Below are 23,829 nucleotides of genomic sequence, written 5' to 3' on the forward strand. Positions count from 1 at the left end.
GACCGGCGGCGCGCCGATGCCCCGCCTCGGGGAGACGTTACTCCGCGTCCTGCCGTAAAGGGCGCCCCGGGGAGGGCATGCTGGGCGCTCGGGGTGTGACACATCCGACAAGGAGTGACCAGCAATGGGACGTATGACGCGAAGACGGTTCACGGCGGCCGGCACCCTGGCGGCCGCGGCCTTCGCCCTGGACGTGCCGCGGGTGTCCGCGGACGGCCGGAGCGGCCGCGGCGAGCGGAAGGCCGCGGCCGGCACGGAGTTCCGCGGCATGTGGGCCGCGACCGTGGCCAACCTCGACTGGCCCTCGAAGCCGGGGCTCTCCCCGGACCGGCAGAAGCGCGAGCTGCGCGCGCTCTACGACGCGGCCCTCGCCCGGCGGCTCAACGTCGTCATCCTCCAGATCCGGCCGACCGCCGACGCCTTCTGGCCCTCGCGGTACGAGCCGTGGTCGGAGTACCTGACCGGCCGTCAGGGCCGCGACCCCGGCTGGGATCCGCTGGCGTTCGCCGTCCGCGAGGCCCACGACCGGGATCTCCAGCTGCACGGCTGGTTCAACCCGTACCGCATCGCCAACCACACCGACCCCGGACGCCTCGTCCGCTCGCACCCGGCCCGCGTCCACCCCTCCTGGGCCGTCCCGTACGGCGGCAAGCTCTACTACAACCCCGGCCTGCCGGAGGTGCGCCGCTTCGTCCAGGACGCGATGCTGGACGCGGTCTGGCGCTACGACCTCGACGGCGTCCACTTCGACGACTACTTCTACCCCTATCCCGTCGCGGGCAAGGAGTTCGACGACACGGCCGCCTGGCGCGAGCACGGCCGGGGCTTCCCCAGCCGGGCGGCCTGGCGGCGGGACAACATCGACCGGCTGGTGCGCGAGACGGGTGAGCGGATCAAGAGCCGCAGGAAACACGTGCGGTTCGGCGTCAGCCCGTTCGCCGTGTGGCGCAACAGGTCGACGGATTCCCGGGGTTCGGACACCCGGGCCGGGGTCCAGACCTACGACGACCTCTACGCGGACACCCGCACTTGGGTCCGCGAGGGGTGGATCGACTACATCGTCCCCCAGGTGTACTGGCACATCGGCAACTCCGCGGCCGACTACGCCAAGCTCGTCCCCTGGTGGGCGAAGACCGTGCGCGGCACGGGCGTCGACCTCTACGTCGGCGAGGCCCTCTACCGCCAGGGCGCCTCCGGTCAGCCCGCCCCCTGGCAGGACCCGGCCGAACTCTCCCGCCACCTCACGCTGGCCCGGCGCCACACCGAGGTGCGGGGGAACGTCTACTTCTCGGCCCGGCAGGTGGCCGACGACCCCGTCGGGGCGATGGCGCGCGTGGTGCGGGACCACTATCCGCGCCGCGCGCGCCCGCCTCGCTGAGCGTCGGTGTCAGGCGGTACCGGTCGCCTTGCGGTGGTCGACCACCGAGTCCGGGCCGGGGGACATGATCGTCTCGTGGCCGTTCTCCGCCCGGACCCGGTACGGCGGGTTCCCGTCGCGGCCCAGCACCTCGACGATCTCCACGACGTGGTCCTTCTGCCCGACGATCCTGCCGTGCACGACCAGTTTGTCGCCCTTGCTCGCATGCATCGGCGGTGCCCCTTTCATCAGGTCTCTTCAGGACTGACGGGGAACTGAACGGGATACGTCCAAGTCTAGGTTCGCGGACGCGGCCGGGCTCGGTCTACGGTCCGATCGGGTCGGCGACCCGGCCCGCTGCGTCACCGCGATGCACGCCAGCACGGCGACGGCGGCGAGCGGCGCCGCCGGGCCGATCCGCTCCCCGAGCAGGGTCACCGACCAGACCAGCGTCAGCAGCGGCTGGGCCAGCTGGAGCTGCCCGGCCCGGGCGACCCCGGTGAGGGCCATCGCCCGGTACCAGACCCACATGCTCACGAAGGTGGAGAAGCCCAGCCAGAGCATGCCGGCCGTGGCCTGGCCCGTGAGGCGGAAGGGCTCCAGGGCGAGCGCGACCGCCGCGCCGGCCAGCGCCAGGGGCAGGCTGAACACCAGCGCCCAGCCGATCACCTGCCACCCGGGCAGCTCCCGGGCCAGCAGACCGCCCTCCGCGTAGCCCGCGGCGCACACCAGCAGGGCGGCGAAGAGGTACAGATCGCCGGTGCCGGGACGGCCTCCGCTCTGGTACGCCGCGAAGGCGACGACCACGGCGGCGCCCGTCAGCGCGGCGGCCCAGAAGGCGGCGGAGTGCCGGGCTCCGGTCCGTACGGCCGCGTACGCGGCGGTGGTCACCGGCAGCAGGCCGACGACCACCGCCGCGTGCGAGGTCGTCGAGGAGCCCAGGGCGAGCGTCGTCAGCAGCGGGAAGCCGACGACGACGCCGGCCGCGACGACAGTCAGTGGGACGAGGTGGCGCCGGTCCGGCAGCCGCTCCCGGCGGGCCGCCAGGAAGCCGGCCGCGACCAGGCCGCCGAGCACCGCCCGGCAGGCCGTCACCGACCAGGGGCCGAGACCGTCCAGCGCCCAGACGGTCGCCGGAAAGGTCAGCGAGAACATGCCCACGCCGAGGAGGGCGAGGAGGGTGCCGCTGCCGCCGCGCACCGCTATCGCACCGCAGTGAGTAGCGCTATCTTGTGCTGTCATGCACGAGCGTAGCAGTGTGGCCGAACTCGCCGGGATCCTCCGTGGGGAGCTCGACCGCTACTCACCCGGTGAGAAGCTTCCGTCGAGCCGGTCCCTCGTGGACCGCTTCCGGGCGAGCCCCGTCACCGTCTCCCGCGCCCTGGCCGTCCTGGTCGCCGAAGGGCTGGTCACCACCCGGCCCGGGGCTGGCGCCTTCCGCGCGGAGCCGGCGGCGGCCGCCCTCGCGCCGCGTGGCGACACCTCCTGGCAGCAGGTCGCGCTGAGCGCCGAGCCGGGGGACCGGACGGTGCCCCGCTCCGTGGAGGCCGGCCGGGTGCTGGCCGCGTTCACCCCGGCCCCGCCGGGTGTCATCGACCTCTGCGGCGGCTATCTGCACCCCGCCCTCCAGCCCGAACGCGCCCTCGCCGCCGCGCTCGCCCGGGCCGGGCGCCGTCCCGGCGCCTGGGAGCGGCCGCCGCTGGAGGGCGTCGGCGCGCTGCGCGCCTGGTTCGCCCGCGAGATCGGCGGGCCCGGCGGTACGGTCACCGACGCCGATGTGCTGATCACCGCCGGCGGGCAGAGCGCCCTGACCACCGCCCTGCGCGCGCTCGCCCCGCCCGGGGCGCCGGTGCTCGTCGAGTCGCCGACCTACCCCGGCGTCCTGGCCGCCGCCCGGGCCTCCGGGCTGCGGCCGGTGCCGGTCCCCGTCGACGCCGACGGGGTGCGGACGGATCTGCTCGCCGACGCCTTCCGGGCCACCGGGGCGCGGGTGTTCTTCACCCAGCCGCTGTTCCAGAACCCGACCGGGGCCGTCCTCTCCGCCGCGCGGCGGCGCGAGGTGCTGCGGCTGGCGCGGGCGGCGGGCGCGTTCGTCGTCGAGGACGACTTCGCCCGGCGGCTCGCGCACGAGGACGCGCCGCCGCTGCCGCCGACGCTGGCCTCCGAGGACCCCGACGGGGTCGTCGTCCACCTCTGCTCGCTGACGAAGTTCACCTCGCCGAGCCTGCGGGTGGGCGCCCTGGCCGCGCGCGGCCCCGTCTTCGACCGGCTGCGCGCCGTCCAGATCGTCGACAGCTTCTTCGTGCCACGGCCGGTGCAGGAGGCGGCGCTGGAACTGATCGGCTCACCGGCGTGGGCGCGGCACGGGCGGGCGGTGGCGGGGGAGTTGCGGGTGCGGCGGGAGGCGCTGCTGGGTGCGATGCGCCGCGAACTCCCCTCCGCCGGAGTGGACTTCGCCCCACCCGGCGGATTCCATGTCTGGGCGCGGCTGCCCGACGGCATGGACGAGGCGGGGGTCGTCGCGGCGGCGCTGCGCGAGGGGGTGGCGGTGGCGCCGGGCCGCCTCTACTTCGCGGCCGAGCCGCCGGCGGCGTATGTGCGGTTGTGTATGGCGGGGGTGGGGGGAGTCGGGGAACTGGGGGAGGGTGTGAGGAGGTTGGGGGTGGCGATGCGGAGGTGTTGAGAGGGCAGGGCCTCACTCCCAACCTCGGCGTCGGCGGCGCGACGGACCTCGACGGGAAACTCGGCGAGGCGCTGCGCCACTGGTCCGGGAAGCCCGCAGGCGTGGGCGTTTCTTGAACGAACGGTTCGATTGGGGTAGCGTCCCCGGCATGGGCAGGACCAAGCAATTCGACCCGGACGCGGCGCTCCGCTCCGCGCTGGAGCTGTTCTGGCGCAAGGGCTACGAAGCCACGTCCCTGCAGGACCTGGTGGACCACCTCGGCGTCAACCGGGGCAGCATCTACGCCACCTTCGGCAGCAAGCACGCCCTCTACCTGCGGGCCCTCGACCGCTACTGCGAGACGAAGGGGGACGTGGCCATGGGGGTGCTGAGCCGGCCCGGGTCCGCCCTGTCCGCCGTGCGGGACCTGATCCGTCTGTACGCGGCCGAGTCGCTGGACGACCCCGACCGCAAGGGGTGTCTGGTCACCAACACCGCCGTCGAGCTGGGGCCGCACGACCCCCGGGCCGGGCGGCGCGTGGAGGCCGCGCTGACCGAGCTGGAGACCTCGCTCGCCGGGGCCCTGGTCCGGGCCCGTGAGCAGGGCGAGCTGGGGGAGGGCGCGGATCCCCGCGCCCTCGCCCGCTTCCTCGTCACCTTCCTCCAGGGTCTGCGCGTCGTCGGGAAGACCGCCGACGCGCGGCGCCGGCTGGACGACGCCGTGGAGTCGGCGCTGGCCCTGCTGCGCTGACCCGTCCGTGCCGGCACCGCCCCCGGAGCGCTCCGGGGGCTTTCTTCGGCCCCTTTACTGGAACGATCGGTTGGAAAAAAATGTCCTCAACGAAGGATGTCGTCCCCCGCCCCGTCCACGTCCTCGCCCTGGGCATCTTCGCCATGGTCACCAGCGAGTTCGTCGTCGCCGGGCTGATGCCGCAGATGGCCGAGGGGCTCGGCGTCTCCGTCCCCGAGATCGGCTACCTCATCACCGCCTACGCCGCCGCCATGGCCCTCGGCGGCCCGTTCCTCACCGTCGCCCTCCTGCGGCTCCCCCAGAAGACCGCGCTGTACGCGCTGTTCGCCGTCTTCCTCGCCGGCAACGTGCTGGCCGCCACGGCCACCGGCTACGGCGTGATGATGGCGGCCCGCGTCGTCACCGGCGTCGCCGCCCAGGCGTTCTTCGGCATCGCGCTCTCGATCGTGCCCCAGCTGACGGCACCGGCCGTGCGCGGCCGGGCGGTCGGCGTCGTCATGAACGGACTCATGCTCGGGACGCTCCTCGGCCTGCCGCTCTCCACCCTGATCGGCGAACACCTGGGCTGGCGCGCCGCGTTCTGGGCGATCGGCCTGCTGACGGCGGCCGCCGCCGTGGCCACCGCCGTCGGCGTGCCCGGCCTCGGCCGCTCCGAGGGCGGCGGCGACGTCCGCCGGGAGCTCACCGTCTTCCGCAACCCCCGGCTGTGGCTGGTGCTGTCCACCAGCACCCTGATCATCGGCGCCACCTTCGCCGCGTTCAGCTACTTCCACCCCGTCCTCACCGAGGTCACCGGCTTCGGCACCGGCGCCGTGGCGCCGCTGCTGATCGCCTACGGTGCCGCCACCGTGGTCGGCAACACCGTCGTCGCCCGCCTCGCCGACCGCCACACCCTGCCCGTCCTGGCCTGCGGACTCGCCCTCAACCTGGCCTTCCTCACCGGCTTCGCGCTGCTCGCCCACCTCGCCGTCCCCGCGGTGGCGTGCATGCTGGGCATCGGCCTCGTCGGCGTCACCATGAACCCCGCGATGATCGTCCGCGTCCAACGGACGGCCAACGCGCGCCCGTTGGTCAACACCGTCCACTCCTCCTTCATCACCTTCGGCATCATCATCGGCTCCTCCGCCGGCGGACTGGCCGTCGACCGCACCGGACTGCGCGGCCCCCTGTGGATCGGCGCCGCCATGGCCGCGCTGGGACTCCTCACCCTCGTCCCCGACCTCGCCCGCGGCCACGGGCGGCGCCGGGGCGTCCGGTCGACGGGGACGTCCGGCGCGCCGTCGGGGTCACCCGGCGCCACCTCGGCCGACACCGAGCAGAAGACCATGCTGCGCCCGCCCGCCGACACCGACCCCGACCCGGCCGTCGCCCTCTGCGCCACCACCGTGCGCTCCGCGTCCGAGTAGATCCCGCAGGTGCGGCATCGACGTGCCGTCCGCGGGCGGCAGAGACCGGCCGCCCGGGGCGATCACCGCGCCCCGGGCCCCGGCAGGCCGCCGCACACCGTCCCGCGGTGACGGACACGCGGTCCGACGGCGCGTCCCCCCGCGTGCCGTCGGCGGCCGTGCCGCTCCCGGGTCCGCGGAGGATCCGACCGCAGGGGCGGCGGACGGTCAACGCGACGTCGGCGCGAGCGACTTGACGAGGTGGACGTCCTCGTGGCCAGCGGGGCCCGGCGTCCGGCCGGTCTCGGTGTAGCCGTGGCGCCGGTAGAAGTCCGGGGCCTGGAAGGTGAACGAGGAGACGGTCACGCGGTCGCAGCCGCGCCGCGCCGCCTCCGCCTCGGCGGCCCGCAGCAACCGGCCGCCCCAGCCGCCCGCACGGCTGTCGGGGCGCACCCAGAGCAGCTCCACGAAGCACACCCCGCCCCAGGTCCGCGCGGTCAGCCCGCCGATCAGCTCCCCGTCCGCGTCCGTCACCTTGACGGACAACGTGCCGCGCCCGGCCGCGCCGGTGGCCGCGTCGTTGAAGGCCACCAGCTCGTCGGTGAGCCGGGCGGCCAGCTCCGGGTCGTGATCGCCGGTGATGAGGGCGAGGGCGTCGTGGGTCGTCACGCGGCGGAGTATGCCAGCCGGTCCCGGAGCCCAGCACCCCGTTTTTCCCGGTGAGTTGTACGGGAGCGGCAAGGGAGTGGCACGGGCTACAGCCCCCGGTACATCACATGCAGCCCCACGAACCCCGCCCGCGGATGCCGGAACGCGCCGGGAACTGTCCCCACCACCTCGAAGCCCAGCGACCGGTACAGCCCCACGGCCACCACGTTGCTCTCCACCACCGCGTTGAACTGCATCCCGCGGAACCCCTCCGCCCTCGCCCACCCCAGTGAGTCCTCCACCAGCGTCCGCCCCACGCCCCGGCCCGCCGCCGCCGGGGCGACCATGTAGCTCGCGCTCGCGATGTGGGAGCCGTTCTCCGGGCGGTTGGCGCCCATGCTCGCGGTGCCGAGGACGGCGCCCGACGCCTCGTCGACCGCGACGACCGCCCGGCCCGGCGGCCGGCGGAGCCACAGCTCCCGCGCGTCGTCCGGACCGAGGTCCAACGGGTACGGAAACGTCTCGCCCGCCGCGACGATCTCGCGGAAGAACGGCCAGACGGCGGGCCAGTCGTCCCCGCCCGCCTCTCGGATGCTCGGCATGCGCGGCATCATGCACGCCGGACACCCCGCCCGTCACCGGGATTTCGCCTCCGCCAGGGCGCCGGCCGCGACCCCGACCACGATGAACACCACGTTCGCGTACACCTCGTACCCCTCGGGCGTCACATACCGCAGGAACCCGAAGAGCCGGAACCCTCCGATCCATTCATGGACCAGCCCGGCCAGCCCGCCGACGATCAGAACAAAGCTCACGAAGCCCAGCACCTTCTGCATGGCGGAGACGCTAGGCGGCCGCCCGGGTGCCGCGCGTCGGACCATGGCAGCCGGCCGGGCGACCGGAGAACGAGAGCGGGGGCCGGGCTGTCGTCCGAAGGTATCGGTCTCCGGCGCAGGTCCCCGCACGCCCGCCACCGCGCCGTACATTGCGGACATGACCCGCTCCACCTCCCGCGACCGCGCCGCCGACCTCGGCTTCTTCCTCTTCGCCGCCGTCTTCTCGGTGCTCACCGCCGACAACGCGCTGGCCGGCCGGGAGCTCTCCCCGGGGGCGCTCCTCGCCGACCAGCTCACCGGCGGGCTCGCCTGCGCCGCGCTGTTCCTGCGGCGCCGGCTGCCGGTGCAGCTCGCCGCCGCGCTGCTCGTCGCGGGCAGCTTCTCCCACTTCGTCACCGGCCCGGCCCTCGTCGCGGTCTTCACCGTCGCCGCCCACCGGCCGCCGCGCGTCACCCGCTGGATCGCCGTCCTCGCCGCCGCGCCCGGCCCCCTCTTCCTCCTGCGGCAGTCCGAGCTGAGCACGACCGCCGTCGCCTCCGGGATCACCTACTACGCGCTGGTCACCTGCGCCTTCGGCTGGGGCCTCTACATCCGCTCCCGGCAGCGGCTCGTCGCCGAACTGCGCGAACGCGCCGAGCGGGCGGGCGAGGAGGCGCGGCGCCAGGCCCGCGAGGACATCGCGCGCGAGATGCACGACGTGCTCGCCCACCGGCTGTCGCTGCTGAGCGTCCACGCCGGGGCGCTGGAGTTCCGGCCGGACGCCCCGCCGGAGGACGTCCGCCGCGCCTCCGCGATCATCCGGGCCGGCGCCCACCAGGCCCTGGAGGACCTGCGCGAGATCATCGGCGTCCTGCGACTGCCGGCCGGGGAGGACGCCCCCGAGCGCCCCCAGCCGACCCTGGCCGACCTTCCGCGCCTCGCCGACGAGTCCCGCGCCGCGGGCACCGAGGTGGACCTCTCCCTCCGGGCCGACCGCTCCGCCGAGCCCCGCGCCGTCACCGGCCGCACCGTCTACCGCATCGTCCAGGAAGGCCTGACCAACGCCCGCAAGCACGCCCCCGGCGCACCCGTCTCCGTCACCGTCTCCGGCGCGCCCGGTACCGGCCTCACCGTCGAGGTCCGCAACCCCCTCGTCCCGCACGCCCCTTCCTCCCCCGTCCCCGGCGCGGGCCAGGGCCTCACCGGCCTCGCCGAACGCACCCACCTGGCCGGCGGCCGCCTCGAACACGGCCGTGGAGAGGGGCGGTTCGTCCTGCGGGCGTGGCTGCCGTGGGAGGCGGACGGAGACGCTCCGGCCGTGGCCCCGGCGGGGGGCGCGGCGGGGCGCGGCTGACGGGCGGGCCCCGCCGCGCCGGATCCCGGTGGAGTGAGCCCGGCGCAGTGAGCCCGGGGGAGTGAGCCCGGGGGGTGCGGGCCCGCGGCCACACCGCGGCCCACCGCCCCGGAACCCCCTATAGACACCTCGCGACGCTAAGGCGTCAAGCCGCGGCGGCGAGCTCGGTGGGGAAGGCGGTCTGCTCGTCGAACAGCACGCCGTTCTTGAGACAGTGGTAGAGCTGTCCGATCATGCGGTTGAAGAGATTGCGTTGGGCAGCAGCGTGCCAGTCTCCCTGCTCTTTGCGGCGCCGATAGTGGGCCATGGCCCCGGGCGATGCTCGTAGGGAGGCGAAGGCCCAGAGGTATCCGGCGTGGTTGAGGCGGTCGTTCTTCACCCACCGCCGGGTGATGCTGGACTTTTTCCCGGACGCGCGGGTGATGGGCGAGGCACCCGCGTATGCCTTGAGGCCGCGGGCGTCGGCGAAGCGTGCCCGGTCGTCCCCGATCTCGGCGAGCACCCGGGCGCCGAGCTGGATGCCGAGACCGGGGAAGCTAGTGATCACTTTGGCGTCCGGGTGCTGAGGGAAAGCCTCTTCGACTGCCTCGGCGAGGCCGTCGGCGGCGGTGCAGGTGGCGTCGAGCTGGACGAGGAGGGCGAGCATCTGCTTGCCGAGTGCGTCCTCGACCAGCTGTGGCTGGTGGGCCCAGTCGGCGCGGAAGACCTCGCGGAGCCACTCGGCTTCGGCGTCGATGCCGCGCTGGCGGCCAGCGCGCTTGAGAGCGGCGGTGATCTGCGGGCGCGTCAGCCGGGCCGCCCGGGCCGGGGTCGGGGCGGCCTTGAGGAGCTCGCGGGCCTCGGGACGGCACAGGCCGTTTTGCCAGACGCCGAACGCTTCGAGGGCGGCCGGGTAGTACTCGCGTAGGAGTGAGCGGAGCTGGTTGGCGAGCTGCTGGCGGTTCCAGGTCGCGTCCTGCTGGGCGCGGGCGAGCACGGCGACGGCGCGGGCCAGGTCGCTGTCGCCGGGCAGGGGGCGGTGGGCGTGCATGTCCGTGCGGAGGATGTTCGCGAGGACGAGGGCGTCGCCGGGGTCGGACTTCTTTCGGCTGACGCTGTGGCGGTCGCGGTAGCGGGCGGCGGCCATCGGGTTGATGGCGAAGACTTGCCGCTTGCCGGTCCGCAGCACGGCGACCAGCAGGCCGCGGGACGTCTCGATCGCGACAGGGATCGGGGTCTCCTCTGTGTCGCCGTACTCGGCGAGCAGGTCCAGCAGGATCCGGTAGCCGGCCGCGTCGTCGGTGATATGACGCTTGGCCAGCAGCTGTCCGCTGTCGTCGACCAAGGCGACGTCATGGGTGCGTTCGGCCCAGTCGATACCGCAGTAGATCAAGAGTGCTCCTCCCCTGAGCATGAGTGTTTGCGCTGGTCACGAGCGCATGCGGGCCACGCAGCGACCTAATTCCAGGACTCGGCCAGAGGACCGGTCCGCCACCTCGCTAGCCGTTCGTGGCACCAGCGCGCCACGCGGGCCTCGGTCTAGACGGGAGCTCGGTAGCGGCTCGGGCGAATTGAGAGGTCACCGCGCGGCGGGCTCGCACCACGAAGATCAACGAGCGAGCAGAGCAGGTGGTGGCAGCCGCGAGAACGCCGAGCGTTGCCGATCTGTACCGAGGCGTCGAGGGCCAGGCCATGCGAAGACATCCGCCCGGCGCCCACGCGACCGCCACCACCACGAGTGCCGGGGCTGCCCACACGGTCTATAGGTAGACCTCACAGGCCGGGCTCAAGAAAGGTGTCACAGCCCCAGCACTCGAACGACCGGGTGAAGCCCTCGGGCGTCACCGCGACCGCTAGAAACGAATTAGGCTGAAACCGCCCGAGGGCGAACCCCCGGCAGATCAGCCCGACTTCCTTCCCAGGCGGACCGAGTGACAGAGCACGCATCCGACCCCGAGCCCATCCGCGTCCTCCTCGTGGACGACGACCCCCTGGTGCGGGCCGGGCTCCGGCTGATGCTCGGCGGCGCGCCGGAGCTGGAGGTCGTCGCGGAGGCGTCCGACGGCGGCGAGGTGGCGGCGCTCGTGGAGGAGCACGCCCCGGACGTCGTCCTGATGGACATCCGCATGCCGACGGTGGACGGCCTGGCGGCGACGGAGGCGCTGCGGGCCCGCCCCCGCGCCCCGGAGGTGATCGTGCTGACCACGTTCCACACCGACGAGCACGTCCTGCGCGCCCTGCGGGCGGGCGCGGCCGGGTTCGTGCTCAAGCACACGCCGCCGGCGCAGATCGTGGACGCCGTACGGAAGGTCGCCGCGGGGGAGCCGGTGCTGTCGCCGGCCGTCACGCGGCAGCTCATCGAGCGGGTCTCGGGCGGCGGCCGCGACGCCCGCCGGGAGCGCGCCGCCCGGGCCCGCGACCGGCTCGCGGCGCTCGCGGAGCGGGAGCGGGAGGTGGCCCGGGCGGTCGGCCGGGGCGAGTCCAACGCGGAGATCGCGGCGGGGCTGTACATGAGCGTGCCCACGGTGAAGACCCACGTCTCCCGCATCCTCACCAAGCTGGGACTCAACAACCGGGTGCAGATCGCGCTCCTCGTCAACGACGCGGAGGACGTCTGAGCGCACCGCGCCGGCCCCGGCGACCGGGGCGTTCGAACGGGGCGCTCAGCGCACGGCGGTGAACACCAGCGACGCGTTGTGCCCGCCGAAGCCGAACGCGTTCGCCACCGCCGCCCGCGCCCGCACCGCCCGCGCTTCGCCCGCCACCACGTCGAGTGCCACCTCGGGATCGGGCGCGTCGAGGTTCGCCGTCGCCGGTACGACGCCCTCGCGCAGGGCCAGGACCGTGGCGACCGCGCCCAGCGCGCCCGCCGCGCCGAAGAGGTGTCCGGTCATCGACTTGGTGGCGGTCACCGCCGGGTGCGTGCCGATGGCCTCGGCCACCGACCGGGCCTCCGTCAGGTCGCCCAGGGGCGTGGACGTCGCGTGGGCGTGCACGAGGCCGACGTCCCGCGCGGACAGTCCCGCGTCCGCCAACGCGCCCCGCATCGCCCGCACTTGGCCCTCCGCGTGCGCGGCGGTGATGTGGTACGCGTCCGAGGTGACCGCCGCCCCGGCCAGCCCCGCGTGCGCCCGGGCCGAGCGCGCCGCCGCGAAGGAGGCGCGCTCCAGCACGACGACGGCCGCGCCCTCGCCGATGACGAACCCGTCCCGGTCGCGGTCGAACGGCCGCGAGGCGCGCGTGGGTTCGTCGTTGCGCGTGGAGTGCGCGCGGGCCTGGGCGAAGCCGGCCATCGGCAGCGGGCAGACGCACGCCTCCGTACCGCCCGCCACGACCACGTCCGCCCGGCCCAGCCGGATGAGGTCCAGGCCCTGCGCCAGGGCCTCGGCCCCGGACGCGCAGGCGCTCACCGGTGTGTGGGCGCCGCCCTTGGCGCCGAGCTCGATGCTCACCCAGGCGGCCGGGCCGTTCGCCATCAGCATCGGGACCGTGTGCGGGGAGACCTTGCGCACCCCGGACGCCTCCAGGACGTCGTCCTGCCCCAGCAGCGTCAGGGCGCCCCCGGTGCCCGTGCCGATGACCACGGCCAGCCGTTCCGGATCGACCTCGGGACGGCCCGCGTCCGCCCACGCCTCGCGCGCGGCGATCAGCGCGACCTGCTCGCAGCGGTCCATGCGGCGCGCCTGGACGCGGTCCAGGACGTCCGTCGGCTCGACCGCGAGCCGGCCGGCGATCCGCACCGGCAGGGACTCCGCCCAGTCCTCCTCGATCCGGCCGATGCCCGACCGCCCGGCCAGCATCGCGGACCAGGTCGAGGCCGTGTCCCCGCCCAGCGGCGTCGTGGCCCCCAGACCCGTGACGACCACGCCGTCCGCCTCCGCGCTCCCTGCGCTCACGCCTCGCACCCTTCTGCCCGTCGTTGGTGAAACAGCTGTTGCTGAAACAGTCGTACCATAAACCCCGCAAGGCACGGGGTCCGCAAGGCACGGAGTCCGTACGGCGAAGGGGCTGTGCAGCGAAGAGTCTGTGCAGCGAAGAGGCCGTGCAGCGAAGAGAAGCGAAGGAAGAGGGATCCGGATGGGACGACCCGCCGACCCCGGCCGGCGGAAGCGCACGCTCGCCCGCGCGGCCGACTACGTCCTGGCCAACGGCCTGGCCGGGCTGAGCCTGCGCCCGCTCGCCGCCGCGCTCGGCACCAGCCCGCGCATGCTGCTCTACGACTTCGGCAGCAAGCAGGAGCTGGTCGCGGCCGTCCTCGCCGAGGCCCGCCGCCGCGGCGCGGCACGCGTCGCAGAAGAGCTGCTGCCGGGGACGGCCACGCCCGAGGAGCGGCTGCGCGGCATCTGGGCCTGGATCAGCGCGCCCGAACGCGCCCCGTACGTCCGGCTGTTCTTCGAGGTCCACGCCGACGCCATCGCGCACCCGGAGAACTACGGGGAGCTGGGCGACGTGGTCGCCGAGTGGTGCGACACCCTCGGCGTCACCTTCCGCGACCTCGCCGACGGGCCCGCCGACACCGTCACGCCGACGATGGTCATGGCGCTGGTCCGGGGCCTGCTGCTCGACCTCGCCGTCACCGGCGACCGCGAGCGCGCCGACCGCGCCGTCGAGCGCTTCGCGGCGCTGCTGGCGGCGGGCGGCCCGCTCACATCCCCATCGGCGGGATCCGGGACTTGACCCGCTCCACGGCGATGAAGCCCCGTCCGGCCCGCGCGTCCCGGTCGACCGTGCACGCGTAGTCCCGGCCGCGCGCGCCCCGCACCGTCCCGCTCGGCCACACCGTCCCCGGCGGACCGCAGACGGCCGTCACCGCGACCGGCGCGTCCGTCATCCGGTACGAGAAGGACGCCGTGCCCGACTCCCCGGGCAGCCGGTCCGTCCCCACGCCGAACGTGTCGCTCTCCCCGGGCCGCAGCACGTGCCCCGTCTCCGGCGCCCGGTCGAAGCCGCCGGAGACGGACCGGGCGGTCAGTTCCAGCGAGTGACCGGTCCGGTTGGTGACGGTCACCTCGTAGTGCTCGTGGTGGTGGTGCGTGTCCATGCGTCCAGGGTCGGCGAACGCGGGCGCGCCCGCAGTCCGGCGGCCGGTGGAACGGCCGGTGGAACGCCGGGGAGAACGCCCGGGGGAACGCCGCGGGCACGCCCGGGGGAACGCCCGGTGCCTCCGGGGCCCGCGTGCGGCCCGGCACCGCCGGTGCGAAGGTGGAGGGACGGGCGATCACGCCACCGCCGACCACCGGACGAGCCCATGAAAGCCACCCTGATCTACGGGGCCGGCGACATCCGCGTCGAGGAGGTCCCCGACCCGCGCGTCCAGCACCCCACCGACGCCGTCGTCCGCGTCCTGCGCACCTGCATCTGCGGCAGCGACCTGTGGCCCTACGCGTCCCGCCCCGCGACCCGCGAGGGCGACCGGATCGGCCACGAGTTCCTCGGCGTCGTCGAGGAGACCGGCGCCGACGTCTCCCGGGTGAAGCGCGGCGACATCGTCGTCGCCCCCTTCGCCTACGCCGACAACACCTGCCGGTTCTGCGCCGAGGGCCTGCACACCTCCTGTCCCAGCGGCGGCTACTGGGCCACGGACGGCGTCGACGGAGGCCAGGGCGAGGCCGTCCGGACCCCCTTCGCCGACGGCACCCTCGCGAAACTCCCCGTCGGCGAGGACTCCGAGCTCCTGCCCTCCCTCCTCACCCTCTCCGACGTCTTCTGCACCGGCCACCACTGCGCGGTGACCGCCGGCGTCGGCCCCGGCACCTCCGTGACGGTCGTCGGCGACGGCGCCGTCGGCCTCTGCGCCGTCCTCGCCGCCCGCCGGCTCGGCGCCCGGCGCATCCTCCTCATGGGCCGCCACCGCTCCCGCACCGACCTCGGCCGCGACTTCGGCGCCACCGACGTCGTCCCCGAACGCGGCGAGGAAGGCATCGCCCGCGTACGGGAGTCGACCGACGGCGACGGCACCCGCGCGGTCCTCGAATGCGTCGGCACCCTGCCCGCCCTGGAGACGGCCTTCGGCGTCGTGCGGGACGGCGGCGTCGTCAGCCGCGTCGGCGTCCCCCAGTACGAGGACGGCCCCGTCGGCCCGTCCATGTTCCAGCGCAACCTCACCCTCACCGGCGGCGTCGCCCCGGCCCGCGCCTACATCGAGGAGCTCCTCCCCGACGTCCTCGACGGCACCGTCGACCCCGGCCGCGTCTTCGACCGCACGGCCGGCCTCGACGAAGTCCCGGACGGCTACCGGGCCATGGCGGACCGGGAGGCGCTGAAGGTGCTCGTCCGGCCGTGAGCCCGGTCAGCCGCCCAGGGCCTCTGCCGGCCGTCCCGCGCCGCCGGCCCCGCCCGCCAGCCGCTGCGCCGCCCGCTCCCCGCGCCGGCCCACGGGCTCGACCCCCCGCACCTCGGCCAGACCGGCCGGCGGCATGTCGACGTAGACGGACTCGTACGCACCGGCCGGGACGACGTACGTCTCGTGCCAGATCCCGACGGCGCCCCCGCTGCTCCGCACGCGGCGGTTTCTGCGGCGGCTGCGCCTCGTGCGGGCACTGATCCAGATCGGCGGGGTCCCGGTGGCCGCCGCGCGTGAGGTGATCGCCGCCGCGGAGGACGAGTCCCTGGACCACCACCTGCGGCTCGGCGCGGCGACCCGGGCGCTGCCCTGCCCCGAGGAGCCCGCCGAGGACGACCCGGCGGTCGAGACCGCCCGCCGCTCGGTCGCGGCCCTGCTGGAACGGCTCGGCTGGTCCGCCGACCCCGGCCCCGGCCTGCGCAGCCCCGCCCGCCGGCGGCTCGTCGACTCGGTCGCCGCCCTGGTCCGGCTCGGCTACCCCTGCGGCGTCGACCAACTCCTGCCCTACGGCCGCCTGGCGGCCCGACTGGCGGTCACCGACCTCGACCTGGTCGAGGCCCAGCCCACCCCCGCCGGCCAGATCGAGGCGGCCGTCGCGCTGACGGTGCTGTACGAACCGGTGCTGCTGAGCCTGCGGCGCATGGCCCACGCGGAGGAGTCGGCCCGGCGGTTCTGAGCCGCTGTGACCGGGCACGCGCGCTGCCCGGCCGGCCGGTCGCCCCGTTCAGATGCGGCGATGCGTTCGGATCCGCCCGCGGATCGCGTGCTTGAGAGGGATCGACACGAGCCAGGTCCACAGCCCTGCCCGGGAAGAGACGGCGAAGGCCATGACCACCGACGCCGCGCAGACCAGGAAGACCGCCCCCAGCTCGGTGACGGTGACGCGTCCGACGCGGTCGGGGACCGGCCGGGCCTGCAGGCCGCTGCGCCGCCAGACGGTCAGGAACACGGCCAGGTGCAACAGGCTGATCAGGGCGATGACGGCCGCGTAGGCGGACACGGCCAGGGGTTCCCGGCCGCCGTACTCGGACAGCAGCGCGGTGGGGAACGGGACCAGGGCCACCGCGCCGAGGCCGGCCAGCGTCAGGCGCACGGTGAGGATGTCCACCCGCCGCACCTGCTGGAGAAGCCACCGCTGATCGCGCCACAGGGCGGCGAGGACGGCGAAGCTGAGGGCGTAGGCACCGAGGTGGGGCCACACCTGGCGCATCGCGTGCCGGAAGCCGGGCTCGCTCAGCCCGCCGGGGACGGAGAGGTCGAGGACGAGGAGCGTCATGGCGATCGCATAGATCCCGTCGGACAGGGCGACCAGCCGCTCGGGGCTCTCCGCTCCCGCCGCCTCGCCGCGGTCCGCCACGCCACCCGCACCGGTCCCAGCCATGCCGGCCACGCTAGGACGCGCCCACGCCGACCGCCCGCGGCCACGCCTCGGCGTCACCCGATCTCGGGAGCCGTGCATTGCATAAAACTTCTTTGCTTCGTATAGTCATGCCATCACCGAGGAGGCGTGAGGCGAGATGGCAATACGAGCGGCAGTCGCCGGAGCCAGTGGGTACGCGGGCGGGGAGATCCTCCGTCTGCTGCTCGGGCATCCCGGGATCACCATCGGCGCCCTGACCGCGAACTCCAGCGCGGGCAGGCCGCTCGGCGAACTGCAGCCGCACCTGCCGGCGCTCGCCGGCCGGACGGTCGAGCCCACCACGCCCGAGGTGCTGGCCGGGCATGACGTCGTCTTCCTGGCGTTGCCGCACGGTGCTTCGGCGGCGCTCGCGGCCGAGCTGGGTCCGGATGTGCTGGTCGTGGACTGTGGGGCGGATTTCCGGTTGGTGGACGCGGGGGAGTGGGAGCGGTTCTACGGGTCCGCGCATGCGGGGACGTGGCCGTACGGTCTGCCTGAACTGCCGGGTGGGCGTGAGGTGTTGAGGGGGGCGCGGCGGATCGCGGTTCCCGGGTGCTATCCGACGGCGGTGTCACTGGCTCTGTGGCCCGTGTACGCGGCCGATCTGGCGGAGCCGGAGGCCGTGGTCGTCGCGGCTTCGGGGACCTCGGGGGCGGGCAAGGGGCTCAAGCCCCATCTGCTCGGCAGCGAGGTGATGGGGTCGATGACTCCGTACGGTGTCGGGGGTGCGCATCGGCATACCCCGGAGATCGTGCAGAACCTGTCGGCCGTCGCCGGGGAACGGGTCGGCGTCTCCTTCACCCCCGTGCTCGCGCCCATGCCACGCGGCATCCTCGCCACGTGCAGCGCCAAGGCGCGGGACGGGGTGACGGCCGGCGCCGTGCGGGACGCCTTCGAGAGGGCTTATGGCGACGAGGTGTTCGTGCGGTTGCTGCCGGAGGGGCGGTGGCCGTCGACGGGTGCGGTGGTGGGGTCGAACGCGGTGCAGGTGCAGGCCGTGCTGGACGAGTCCGCCGGGCGGATCGTGGTCGTCAGCGCGATCGACAATTTGACGAAGGGCACCGCGGGTGGCGCGGTGCAGAGCATGAACATCGCCCTCGGTCTTCCCGAGGGGCTGGGACTTTCCACCATGGGAGTGGCGCCATGAGCGTGACGGCAGCGCAGGGGTTCACGGCGGCGGGGATCGCCGCCGGGATCAAGGAGAGCGGCGGCCTTGACCTCGCCCTGGTGGTCAACCAGGGGCCCCGGCTGGCCGCCGCGGGTGTCTTCACCGCCAACCGCGTCAAGGCCGCCCCCGTCCTGTGGTCCCAACAGGTGCTCAGGGGTGGGCAGGTCGCCGCCGTCGTCCTCAACTCCGGTGGTGCCAACGCCTGCACCGGACCGGAGGGCTTCCGGGACACCCATGCCACCGCCGAGAAGGCCGGCGAGGTCCTGGGCGTGAGCGCGGGCGAGGTCGCCGTCGCGTCGACCGGGCTCATCGGCGTCCGGCTGCCGATGGACAGGCTCCTCCCGGGTATCGAGAAGGCCGCCTCCGAACTCTCCCCGCACAGCGGCGAGAAGGCCGCCATCGCCATCAAGACCACGGACACGGTGCACAAGACGGCCGTGGCGAAGGGTGACGGCTGGACGGTGGGCGGTATGGCGAAGGGGGCGGGGATGCTCGCCCCCGGGCTGGCCACGATGCTGGTGGTCCTGACCACCGACGCGGATGTGGACGCGGCCGGGCTGGACGAGGCGTTGCGCGGTGCGACGCGTACGACCTTCGACCGGGTCGACTCCGACGGCTGCATGTCCACCAACGACACGGTGCTGCTGCTGGCTTCGGGCGCGTCCGGGATCACTCCCGCCCCCGAGGCGTTCGCGGAGGCCGTCCGGGCGGTGTGCGACGACCTGGCCCGTCAGCTCATCGGTGACGCCGAGGGCGCGAGCAAGGACATCCGCATCGAGGTGATCAACGCCGCGAGCGAGGACGACGCCGTCGAGGTCGGCCGCTCCATCGCCCGCAACAACCTCCTCAAGTGCGCCATCCACGGCGAGGATCCCAACTGGGGCCGGGTGCTCTCCGCGATCGGCACGACCTCCGCCGCCTTCGACCCGGACCGGCTGAACGTCGCGATCAACGATGTCTGGGTCTGCCGCAACGGCTCCGTCGGCGACGACCGCGACCTCGTCGACATGCGCTACCGCGAGGTACGGATCACCGCCGACCTCGCCGAGGGCGACGCCTCCGCCGTCATCTGGGCCAACGACCTCACCGCCGACTACGTCCACGAGAACAGCGCCTACTCCTCATGAGCACTCCCACCCGGAAGCACACCGCCCTTCCCAAGGCGCAGATCCTCGTCGAGGCGCTGCCCTGGCTCACCCGGCACCACGGCAAGACGGTCGTCGTCAAGTTCGGCGGCAACGCGATGGTGGACGACGGGCTGAAGGCCGCCTTCGCCCAGGACGTCGTCTTCCTCCGGCACGCCGGACTGCGCCCGGTCGTCGTCCACGGCGGCGGCCCGCAGATCAGCGCCCAGCTCGAACGCCTCGGCATCGCCTCGGAGTTCAAGGCCGGATTGCGGGTCACCACGCCCGAGGCGATGGACGTCGTCCGCATGGTCCTCGCCGGACAGGTGCAGCGCGAACTCGTCGGCCTGCTCAACCGGCACGGCCCCCTCGCCGTCGGCCTGACCGGCGAGGACGCCCACACCATGAGCGCCGGCAAGCGCTACGCCCAGGTCGACGGCGAGCGCGTGGACATCGGCCGCGTCGGCGAGATCACCGCCATCGACACCGGCGCGATCGAGGCCCTGCTCGACGACGGGCGCATCCCCGTCGTCTCCTCCGTCGCCCGCAGCTCCGACGACGGTCACGTCTACAACGTCAACGCCGACACCGCCGCCGCCGCGCTCGCCGCCGCGCTGAACGCGGAGACGCTGATGGTCCTCACCGACGTCGAGGGCCTGTACGCGGACTGGCCGCACAGCGACGAGGTCATCAGCCGCCTCACCGCGAGCGAGCTGGAGGCACTGCTCCCCGAGCTGTCCAGCGGCATGGTCCCCAAGATGGAGGGCTGTCTGCACGCCGTCCGCAACGGCGTCGGCACGGCGCGGGTGATCGACGGCCGCGTCCAGCACTCGATCCTGCTGGAGATCTTCACCGACGAGGGCATAGGCACGATGGTCGTGCCGGACGGGCAGGGGGACACCCGATGACGAACAACACCGAACTGACCGAGCGCTGGCGGGGCGCCCTGATGGACAACTACGGCACCCCGCGCGTGCCCCTCGTCCGCGGCGAGGGCAGCACCGTCTGGGACGCGGACGGCACCCCGTACCTCGACCTCGTCGGCGGCATCGCCGTCAACGCGCTCGGTCACGCGCACCCGGCCGTCGTCCGCGCCGTCTCCGACCAGATCGCGACCCTCGGCCACGTCTCCAACCTCTTCGTCGCCGAACCGCCCGTGGCGCTCGCCGAGCGGCTGCTCGCCCTCGCCGGCCGCCCCGGCCGCGTCTACTTCTCCAACTCCGGTGCCGAGGCGGTCGAGGCCGCGTTCAAGATCGGACGGCGGACGGGGCGCACGCACATGGTCGCCGCGCAGGGCGGCTTCCACGGCCGCACGATGGGCGCCCTCGCCCTGACCGGACAGCCCGCCAAACAGGGACCGTTCCTTCCGCTCCCCGGCGAGGTGACCCACGTCCCGTACGGTGACACCGACGCCCTGCGCGCCGCCGTCACCACCGACACCGCCCTCGTCGTCCTCGAACCCGTCCAGGGCGAGAACGGCGTCGTCGTCCCGCCCGCCGGCTACCTCGCCGCCGCCCGCGAGATCACCCGCGCGACCGGGACGCTCCTCGTCCTGGACGAGATCCAGACAGGTATCGGCCGCACCGGCCACTGGTTCGACCACCTCGCCCAGGGCGTGGAACCGGACGTGATCACCTTGGCCAAGGGCCTCGGCGGGGGCCTCCCCATCGGCGCGACCCTGGCCTTCGGCGCCGCCGCCGGCCTGCTGACCCCCGGTCAGCACGGCTCCACCTTCGGCGGCAACCCCGTCTCCTGCGCCGCCGCCCTCGCCGTCCTCGACACCCTCGCCGCCGATGGCGTCCTCGACGGCGTCCCGCGGAAGGGAACACTCCTCCGTGACGGGATCGCTGCGCTCCGCCACCCCCTCGTCGACCACGTCCGTGGCGCGGGCCTGCTCCTGGGTATTGTCCTTTCCGAGCCCCTCGCACCGGACGTGCAGCGGGCGGCGCAGGAAGCCGGCCTCCTGGTGAACGCGGTCGCACCCGATGTGGTGCGGCTGGCTCCACCGCTGATCATCACGGAAGATGAGGTGGACGCGTTCCTCCGGGCACTGCCCGGCGTCCTCGACGCCGCCTCCGCCGTCACCGCGTGAGGGGCGCGGCGGGACGAAGACGTCCCCAGCAGAACGACGATCCGGAGACTGACGAGACGATGACCGAGGCGCCGCAGGAGACCGAGCCCGTTCACAGCGGACAGGCCGTGCCGCAGACCCGCACCGCGCGCCACCGCCGGATCGTGGACATCCTCAGCCGGCAGGCCGTCCGCTCCCAGAGCCAGCTCGCCCGGCTGCTCGCCGACGACGGCCTGACCGTCACCCAGGCCACCCTCTCCCGCGACCTCGACGAGCTCGGTGCCGTCAAGATCCGCAACACGGGCGGTGAGCTCATCTACGCCGTCCCCTCGGAGGGCGGCGACCGCACGCCGCGCGCGCCCCTCGGCGAGTCCGCCACGGAGGCGCGCATGGCGCGGCTGGCGGGCGAGCTGCTGATCTCGGCGGAGGCGTCCGCCAACCTGGTCGTGCTCCGCACCCCGCCGGGCGCGGCGCAGTTCTTCGCCTCGGCGATCGACCAGGCGGGCGTCCACGAGATCATCGGGACGATCGCGGGTGACGACACGGTCCTGCTGATCAGCCGTGACCCGGTGGGCGGCCAGGCGCTGGCCGACCACCTGCTGCGGCTCGCCCAGAAGGAACGCTGACCCTCGTCGACGGAAGTCGCACCGACCGTAGACCTTCGGCGCTTCCGCACGCCGGGGCCGCCCGGGAACCCTTGAGACCATGACGGCCCTCCGCGCAGCCCCGGCCGTGGGGCTCTTCCTCCTCGCCCCGCTGATCGGCGAATGCCTGCTGGGCAACCTGACCGTCCCCGAGATGGGCTTGCTCCTGCCGCTGCTCGCCCCGATGTACGGGGCGGGCGCGCTCCTCGTACGCGAATGCGCGCGCCGGGCGGGACGCGGCCACGGGGCGATGCTGCTCCTGGGCGTCGCCTACGGGCTGATCGAGGAGGGCCTCGTCGACCAGATGCTCTTCAACCGCCACTACGCCGGCCACGACCTGATGGGCGCCACCTGCATTCCCGGCCTCGGCGTGGGCGGTTGGCTGACGGTGTCCGTGGTGACCATGCACGCCGTGTGGAGCACGAACGTCGGCATCGTCATTGTGGAGTCGCTGCTTCCGGCGGAACGGGCGGACGGGCCGTGGCTCGGGCGGACCGGGCTCGCGGTGACGGGGCTCGTCTTCGCGGGCGGCTGCGCGCTGGTGTGGTACGGCAACTACACCGACGAGCGATTCGTCGCCTCCCCCTGGCAGTTGGGCGCCACGGCTGTGGCGGTCGTGACGCTGGTCCTCTACGCCCTGGCCCGTCCCCGGCCGCGCCCCCGCGCCGCCACTGTCTCCCCCTGGGTCCTCGGCACCGCGACCCTCATCGCCGGCAGCCTCTTCCTCTTCACGGACTCCCTCCCCGGCTGGTGGTCCGCCACCGCGGCCCTCGCCCTCGTCACCGCGGCCGCCGTCATCGGCCACCGGTGCGCGTGGAGCCCCTGCCATCGGCTCGCCCTGGCGGGCGGGGCGTTGCTCGCTTACGCGTGGACCGGGTTCTTCGAGGTGCCGGAGTCGGCGGCCGGAGGGAAGGGGGCGGTGGACTACGCGGCGAACGGGGTGCTGGCCGCGGGGGCGGTGGTGGTGCTGGCGGTTGCGGTGCGGCGGGTCGGCCGTCGGGGGGAGGGTGTGCCCCAGCCCCTCCCCCAGAGGGGGCACCCCCAGGTCACCGTTTCTTCGCCCGGAGGGCGTGGAGGAAGGTGGTCCAGGGGGACGGGGTCGCGGTGATGCAGGGGGAGGGGGTGGCGTGGTCCAGTTTGCTGTCGCGTATGCGGATCGGGCCGGGGCAGGTGTCGGCGATCTCCACGCATTCTTGTATGTTGTCGCTGTACGAACTCTTGCGCCAGGTTGCACTCATGAGTACTGATCCTGAATTACCTTGTGGATGAAGTCCATTGACGCATGGGTGCTCAAGGAGTCCGCATGCAGCTGGTCGTAGTAGTTGACCAGCTGTGAGACCTTCTTGGGGTTGGTGACGAAGCACCCGTCCTCGTAGTCGTCCCTGAATGCGGCGATGCGGCCGTCGGCAAGTGTCCACAGCAGGACTCTTCCTGCTTCCGATACGACGACGCGGTTCTCGCTGAACGGCAGCACCTGGAGTCGGATGCGAGGTTGCTCGGCCATCTTGAGCAGGTGCAGCAACTGGTTGCGCATGCCCTCCCGTGAGCAGACACGCCGGTACAGCGCGGATTCGTCCATGATGCACCACAGCCAAGGCTGAGTCTCGCTGCTGAGCACGGCTTGACGAGCCATACGCGCCGCGACCTTTTCGTTGAGGTCCCCGCCGAAGAAGGCGGTTCCACTGCCGAGAATCGCTGCGGCGTACTCTTCCGTCTGGAGCAGCCCCGGTGCGACGAACGAGAATTGCTGGATCTTCCGCGCCTGTGCCTCGACGTCGGCGATCTCCTCGGGCCACTTCTTGTACCAGGCGCGCTTGAGGAAGGGGTGCACCTCCAACAGGATGCCCCCGTCGGGCAGCACCTCCGCCAGCAACTCCACGATATCCCTGGGCGGAACGTCCTCCGCCCGCTCGAACTGGGCGATCCGGCTCCCCGAGAGCCGGACCTCCTCACCCAGCTTCGCCTGCGTCCAACCCAGCGCTTCGCGCAAGTCGCGGATCTTGCGCCCGAACCACTCGTTCAGATTCGTCGGTTCGGTCCGCTTTGGTGCGGGCACGTGCGTTCGCCCCTCCGTTGAAGCCGGGAAACCCTGCAACCGGCCCGGCTCTTCTACAGCAGTTACCACTGGT

General features: G+C 73.6%; 26 protein-coding genes and 1 pseudogene. 15 read left to right on the forward strand and 12 right to left on the reverse strand.

The window, feature by feature from the left end:
* The first annotated feature begins 133 nt into the window (after positions 1-133).
* A complete protein-coding gene (locus tag AC230_RS23320) occupies positions 134-1,378 on the forward strand; it encodes a glycoside hydrolase family 10-like protein (RefSeq protein WP_049718304.1) in 1,245 nt (414 codons plus the stop codon).
* Between the two features lie 9 nt (positions 1,379-1,387).
* Here the strand turns inward: AC230_RS23320 and AC230_RS23325 are convergent, their stop codons facing one another.
* Together AC230_RS23325 and AC230_RS23330 are read right to left on the reverse strand one after the other, a co-directional pair.
* Positions 1,388-1,588, reverse strand: a complete 201-nt coding sequence (locus AC230_RS23325; protein WP_049718305.1) for a DUF1918 domain-containing protein — start codon at positions 1,586-1,588, stop codon at positions 1,388-1,390.
* A 27-nt stretch (positions 1,589-1,615) separates the two neighbouring features.
* Entirely contained in the window at positions 1,616-2,599 is a 984-nt protein-coding gene (locus AC230_RS23330; protein WP_049718306.1) for a DMT family transporter, read from the reverse strand.
* Between AC230_RS23330 and AC230_RS23335 the strand changes: the two genes are divergently transcribed.
* The 3 genes from AC230_RS23335 to AC230_RS23345 all read left to right on the forward strand — a co-directional run bounded on the left by AC230_RS23335 (position 2,598) and on the right by AC230_RS23345 (position 6,176).
* On the forward strand, positions 2,598-4,040 hold the full coding sequence (locus tag AC230_RS23335; protein WP_049718307.1) for an aminotransferase-like domain-containing protein: 1,443 nt from the start codon (positions 2,598-2,600) through the stop codon (positions 4,038-4,040). The two genes, AC230_RS23330 and AC230_RS23335, sit on opposite strands and share 2 nt — an antisense overlap.
* A gap of 148 nt (positions 4,041-4,188) precedes the next feature.
* Positions 4,189-4,770, forward strand: coding sequence for a TetR/AcrR family transcriptional regulator (locus AC230_RS23340; RefSeq protein WP_049718308.1), 582 nt, complete (start codon positions 4,189-4,191; stop codon positions 4,768-4,770).
* A gap of 80 nt (positions 4,771-4,850) precedes the next feature.
* Positions 4,851-6,176: an MFS transporter gene (locus AC230_RS23345; RefSeq protein ID WP_078871517.1), complete on the forward strand. Its 1,326-nt coding sequence runs from the start codon at positions 4,851-4,853 to the stop codon at positions 6,174-6,176.
* A gap of 207 nt (positions 6,177-6,383) precedes the next feature.
* On the opposite strand, the gene AC230_RS23350 is transcribed toward AC230_RS23345, so the two are convergent.
* From AC230_RS23350 to AC230_RS23360, 3 genes are all read right to left on the reverse strand, one after another.
* Positions 6,384-6,824, reverse strand: a complete 441-nt coding sequence (locus tag AC230_RS23350) for a GNAT family N-acetyltransferase (protein ID WP_241833351.1) — start codon at positions 6,822-6,824, stop codon at positions 6,384-6,386.
* Positions 6,825-6,910: 86 nt separating this feature from the next.
* Positions 6,911-7,405 (reverse strand): GNAT family N-acetyltransferase, encoded by a 495-nt coding sequence (locus AC230_RS23355; protein WP_049718842.1) that lies wholly within the window; start codon positions 7,403-7,405, stop codon positions 6,911-6,913.
* A gap of 33 nt (positions 7,406-7,438) precedes the next feature.
* Positions 7,439-7,639, reverse strand: a complete 201-nt coding sequence (locus tag AC230_RS23360) for a hypothetical protein (RefSeq protein ID WP_049718843.1) — start codon at positions 7,637-7,639, stop codon at positions 7,439-7,441.
* 157 nt (positions 7,640-7,796) lie between these two features.
* Between AC230_RS23360 and AC230_RS23365 the strand changes: the two genes are divergently transcribed.
* On the forward strand, positions 7,797-8,972 hold the full coding sequence (locus AC230_RS23365) for a sensor histidine kinase (protein WP_049718309.1): 1,176 nt from the start codon (positions 7,797-7,799) through the stop codon (positions 8,970-8,972).
* A gap of 145 nt (positions 8,973-9,117) precedes the next feature.
* Here AC230_RS23365 and AC230_RS23370 read toward each other — a convergent pair whose 3' ends face one another.
* Positions 9,118-10,365, reverse strand: coding sequence for an IS110 family RNA-guided transposase (locus tag AC230_RS23370; RefSeq protein WP_049718310.1), 1,248 nt, complete (start codon positions 10,363-10,365; stop codon positions 9,118-9,120).
* A 601-nt stretch (positions 10,366-10,966) separates the two neighbouring features.
* On the opposite strand from AC230_RS23370, the gene AC230_RS23375 reads away from it, so the two are divergent.
* Positions 10,967-11,569 carry a response regulator gene (locus tag AC230_RS23375; protein WP_241833376.1) on the forward strand — a complete coding sequence of 201 codons (603 nt, stop codon included), beginning with the start codon at positions 10,967-10,969 and terminating at the stop codon, positions 11,567-11,569.
* Between the two features lie 45 nt (positions 11,570-11,614).
* Here AC230_RS23375 and AC230_RS23380 read toward each other — a convergent pair whose 3' ends face one another.
* The gene (locus AC230_RS23380) at positions 11,615-12,847 is read right to left on the reverse strand and encodes a beta-ketoacyl-[acyl-carrier-protein] synthase family protein (RefSeq protein ID WP_078871520.1); all 1,233 of its coding nucleotides are present in this window, start codon (positions 12,845-12,847) and stop codon (positions 11,615-11,617) included.
* A 181-nt stretch (positions 12,848-13,028) separates the two neighbouring features.
* On the opposite strand from AC230_RS23380, the gene AC230_RS23385 reads away from it, so the two are divergent.
* Positions 13,029-13,628 carry a TetR/AcrR family transcriptional regulator gene (locus tag AC230_RS23385; RefSeq protein ID WP_049718313.1) on the forward strand — a complete coding sequence of 200 codons (600 nt, stop codon included), beginning with the start codon at positions 13,029-13,031 and terminating at the stop codon, positions 13,626-13,628.
* Here AC230_RS23385 and AC230_RS23390 read toward each other — a convergent pair.
* The gene (locus AC230_RS23390; RefSeq protein ID WP_049718314.1) at positions 13,597-13,992 is read right to left on the reverse strand and encodes a hypothetical protein; all 396 of its coding nucleotides are present in this window, start codon (positions 13,990-13,992) and stop codon (positions 13,597-13,599) included. The two genes, AC230_RS23385 and AC230_RS23390, sit on opposite strands and share 32 nt — an antisense overlap.
* A 207-nt stretch (positions 13,993-14,199) precedes the next feature.
* Between AC230_RS23390 and AC230_RS23395 the strand changes: the two genes are divergently transcribed.
* Positions 14,200-15,234 carry a zinc-dependent alcohol dehydrogenase family protein gene (locus AC230_RS23395; protein WP_049718315.1) on the forward strand — a complete coding sequence of 345 codons (1,035 nt, stop codon included), beginning with the start codon at positions 14,200-14,202 and terminating at the stop codon, positions 15,232-15,234.
* Positions 15,235-15,240: 6 nt separating this feature from the next.
* On the opposite strand, the gene AC230_RS34050 is transcribed toward AC230_RS23395, so the two are convergent.
* Positions 15,241-15,453 (reverse strand): monooxygenase family protein, encoded by a 213-nt coding sequence (locus AC230_RS34050; protein WP_422125626.1) that lies wholly within the window; start codon positions 15,451-15,453, stop codon positions 15,241-15,243.
* A gap of 10 nt (positions 15,454-15,463) precedes the next feature.
* Between AC230_RS34050 and AC230_RS34055 the strand changes: the two are divergent.
* Positions 15,464-15,970, forward strand: a pseudogene (locus AC230_RS34055) (MerR family transcriptional regulator); the annotation flags it as partial.
* 48 nt (positions 15,971-16,018) lie between these two features.
* On the opposite strand, the gene AC230_RS23410 reads toward AC230_RS34055, so the two are convergent.
* Positions 16,019-16,675: a TMEM175 family protein gene (locus AC230_RS23410; protein ID WP_049718316.1), complete on the reverse strand. Its 657-nt coding sequence runs from the start codon at positions 16,673-16,675 to the stop codon at positions 16,019-16,021.
* A 136-nt stretch (positions 16,676-16,811) separates the two neighbouring features.
* Between AC230_RS23410 and argC the strand changes: the two genes are divergently transcribed.
* The 6 genes from argC (at position 16,812) to AC230_RS23440 (ending at position 22,808) form a co-directional block, all read left to right on the forward strand.
* A complete protein-coding gene (argC, locus tag AC230_RS23415; protein WP_049718317.1) occupies positions 16,812-17,840 on the forward strand; it encodes an N-acetyl-gamma-glutamyl-phosphate reductase in 1,029 nt (342 codons plus the stop codon).
* Entirely contained in the window at positions 17,837-18,988 is a 1,152-nt protein-coding gene (gene argJ, locus AC230_RS23420) for a bifunctional glutamate N-acetyltransferase/amino-acid acetyltransferase ArgJ (protein WP_049718318.1), read from the forward strand. The genes argC and argJ overlap by 4 nt, the downstream gene beginning before the upstream one ends.
* Complete coding sequence (gene argB, locus AC230_RS23425; RefSeq protein WP_049718319.1) at positions 18,985-19,893, forward strand: acetylglutamate kinase; 909 nt, start codon at positions 18,985-18,987, stop codon at positions 19,891-19,893. The genes argJ and argB overlap by 4 nt, the downstream gene beginning before the upstream one ends.
* A complete protein-coding gene (locus tag AC230_RS23430; RefSeq protein WP_049718320.1) occupies positions 19,890-21,077 on the forward strand; it encodes an acetylornithine transaminase in 1,188 nt (395 codons plus the stop codon). Before argB ends, AC230_RS23430 begins: the two co-directional genes overlap by 4 nt.
* Before the next feature lie 59 nt (positions 21,078-21,136).
* The gene (locus AC230_RS23435; protein WP_049718321.1) at positions 21,137-21,682 is read left to right on the forward strand and encodes an arginine repressor; all 546 of its coding nucleotides are present in this window, start codon (positions 21,137-21,139) and stop codon (positions 21,680-21,682) included.
* A 79-nt stretch (positions 21,683-21,761) separates the two neighbouring features.
* Complete coding sequence (locus AC230_RS23440) at positions 21,762-22,808, forward strand: hypothetical protein (protein ID WP_049718322.1); 1,047 nt, start codon at positions 21,762-21,764, stop codon at positions 22,806-22,808.
* On the opposite strand, the gene AC230_RS31435 is transcribed toward AC230_RS23440, so the two are convergent.
* Complete coding sequence (locus tag AC230_RS31435) at positions 22,747-22,938, reverse strand: DUF397 domain-containing protein (RefSeq protein ID WP_078871522.1); 192 nt, start codon at positions 22,936-22,938, stop codon at positions 22,747-22,749. The two genes, AC230_RS23440 and AC230_RS31435, sit on opposite strands and share 62 nt — an antisense overlap.
* Positions 22,935-23,756 carry a helix-turn-helix domain-containing protein gene (locus AC230_RS23445; protein ID WP_049718323.1) on the reverse strand — a complete coding sequence of 274 codons (822 nt, stop codon included), beginning with the start codon at positions 23,754-23,756 and terminating at the stop codon, positions 22,935-22,937. Before AC230_RS23445 ends, AC230_RS31435 begins: the two co-directional genes overlap by 4 nt.
* Positions 23,757-23,829: the final 73 nt, after the last annotated feature.

This window comes from Streptomyces caatingaensis (assembly GCF_001187435.1).
Lineage (GTDB): Bacteria > Actinomycetota > Actinomycetes > Streptomycetales > Streptomycetaceae > Streptomyces > Streptomyces caatingaensis.

Bases quoted from the DNA above. Each gene is read 5' to 3' on its own strand.
- AC230_RS23320 (WP_049718304.1), top strand. From the start codon at position 134: ATGACGCGAAGACGGTTCACGGCGGCCGGCACCCTGGCGGCCGCGGCC.
- AC230_RS23325 (WP_049718305.1), bottom strand. From the start codon at position 1,588: ATGCATGCGAGCAAGGGCGACAAACTGGTCGTGCACGGCAGGATCGTC.
- AC230_RS23335 (WP_049718307.1), top strand. From the start codon at position 2,598: ATGCACGAGCGTAGCAGTGTGGCCGAACTCGCCGGGATCCTCCGTGGG.
- AC230_RS23330 (WP_049718306.1), bottom strand. From the start codon at position 2,599: ATGACAGCACAAGATAGCGCTACTCACTGCGGTGCGATAGCGGTGCGC.
- AC230_RS23340 (WP_049718308.1), top strand. From the start codon at position 4,189: ATGGGCAGGACCAAGCAATTCGACCCGGACGCGGCGCTCCGCTCCGCG.
- AC230_RS23345 (WP_078871517.1), top strand. From the start codon at position 4,851: ATGTCCTCAACGAAGGATGTCGTCCCCCGCCCCGTCCACGTCCTCGCC.
- AC230_RS23355 (WP_049718842.1), bottom strand. From the start codon at position 7,405: ATGCCGAGCATCCGAGAGGCGGGCGGGGACGACTGGCCCGCCGTCTGG.
- AC230_RS23360 (WP_049718843.1), bottom strand. From the start codon at position 7,639: ATGCAGAAGGTGCTGGGCTTCGTGAGCTTTGTTCTGATCGTCGGCGGG.
- AC230_RS23365 (WP_049718309.1), top strand. From the start codon at position 7,797: ATGACCCGCTCCACCTCCCGCGACCGCGCCGCCGACCTCGGCTTCTTC.
- AC230_RS23370 (WP_049718310.1), bottom strand. From the start codon at position 10,365: ATGCTCAGGGGAGGAGCACTCTTGATCTACTGCGGTATCGACTGGGCC.
- AC230_RS23375 (WP_241833376.1), top strand. From the start codon at position 10,967: ATGCTCGGCGGCGCGCCGGAGCTGGAGGTCGTCGCGGAGGCGTCCGAC.
- AC230_RS23385 (WP_049718313.1), top strand. From the start codon at position 13,029: ATGGGACGACCCGCCGACCCCGGCCGGCGGAAGCGCACGCTCGCCCGC.
- AC230_RS23390 (WP_049718314.1), bottom strand. From the start codon at position 13,992: ATGGACACGCACCACCACCACGAGCACTACGAGGTGACCGTCACCAAC.
- AC230_RS23395 (WP_049718315.1), top strand. From the start codon at position 14,200: ATGAAAGCCACCCTGATCTACGGGGCCGGCGACATCCGCGTCGAGGAG.
- AC230_RS23410 (WP_049718316.1), bottom strand. From the start codon at position 16,675: ATGGCTGGGACCGGTGCGGGTGGCGTGGCGGACCGCGGCGAGGCGGCG.
- argC (WP_049718317.1), top strand. From the start codon at position 16,812: ATGGCAATACGAGCGGCAGTCGCCGGAGCCAGTGGGTACGCGGGCGGG.
- argJ (WP_049718318.1), top strand. From the start codon at position 17,837: ATGAGCGTGACGGCAGCGCAGGGGTTCACGGCGGCGGGGATCGCCGCC.
- argB (WP_049718319.1), top strand. From the start codon at position 18,985: ATGAGCACTCCCACCCGGAAGCACACCGCCCTTCCCAAGGCGCAGATC.
- AC230_RS23430 (WP_049718320.1), top strand. From the start codon at position 19,890: ATGACGAACAACACCGAACTGACCGAGCGCTGGCGGGGCGCCCTGATG.
- AC230_RS23435 (WP_049718321.1), top strand. From the start codon at position 21,137: ATGACCGAGGCGCCGCAGGAGACCGAGCCCGTTCACAGCGGACAGGCC.
- AC230_RS23440 (WP_049718322.1), top strand. From the start codon at position 21,762: ATGACGGCCCTCCGCGCAGCCCCGGCCGTGGGGCTCTTCCTCCTCGCC.
- AC230_RS31435 (WP_078871522.1), bottom strand. From the start codon at position 22,938: ATGAGTGCAACCTGGCGCAAGAGTTCGTACAGCGACAACATACAAGAA.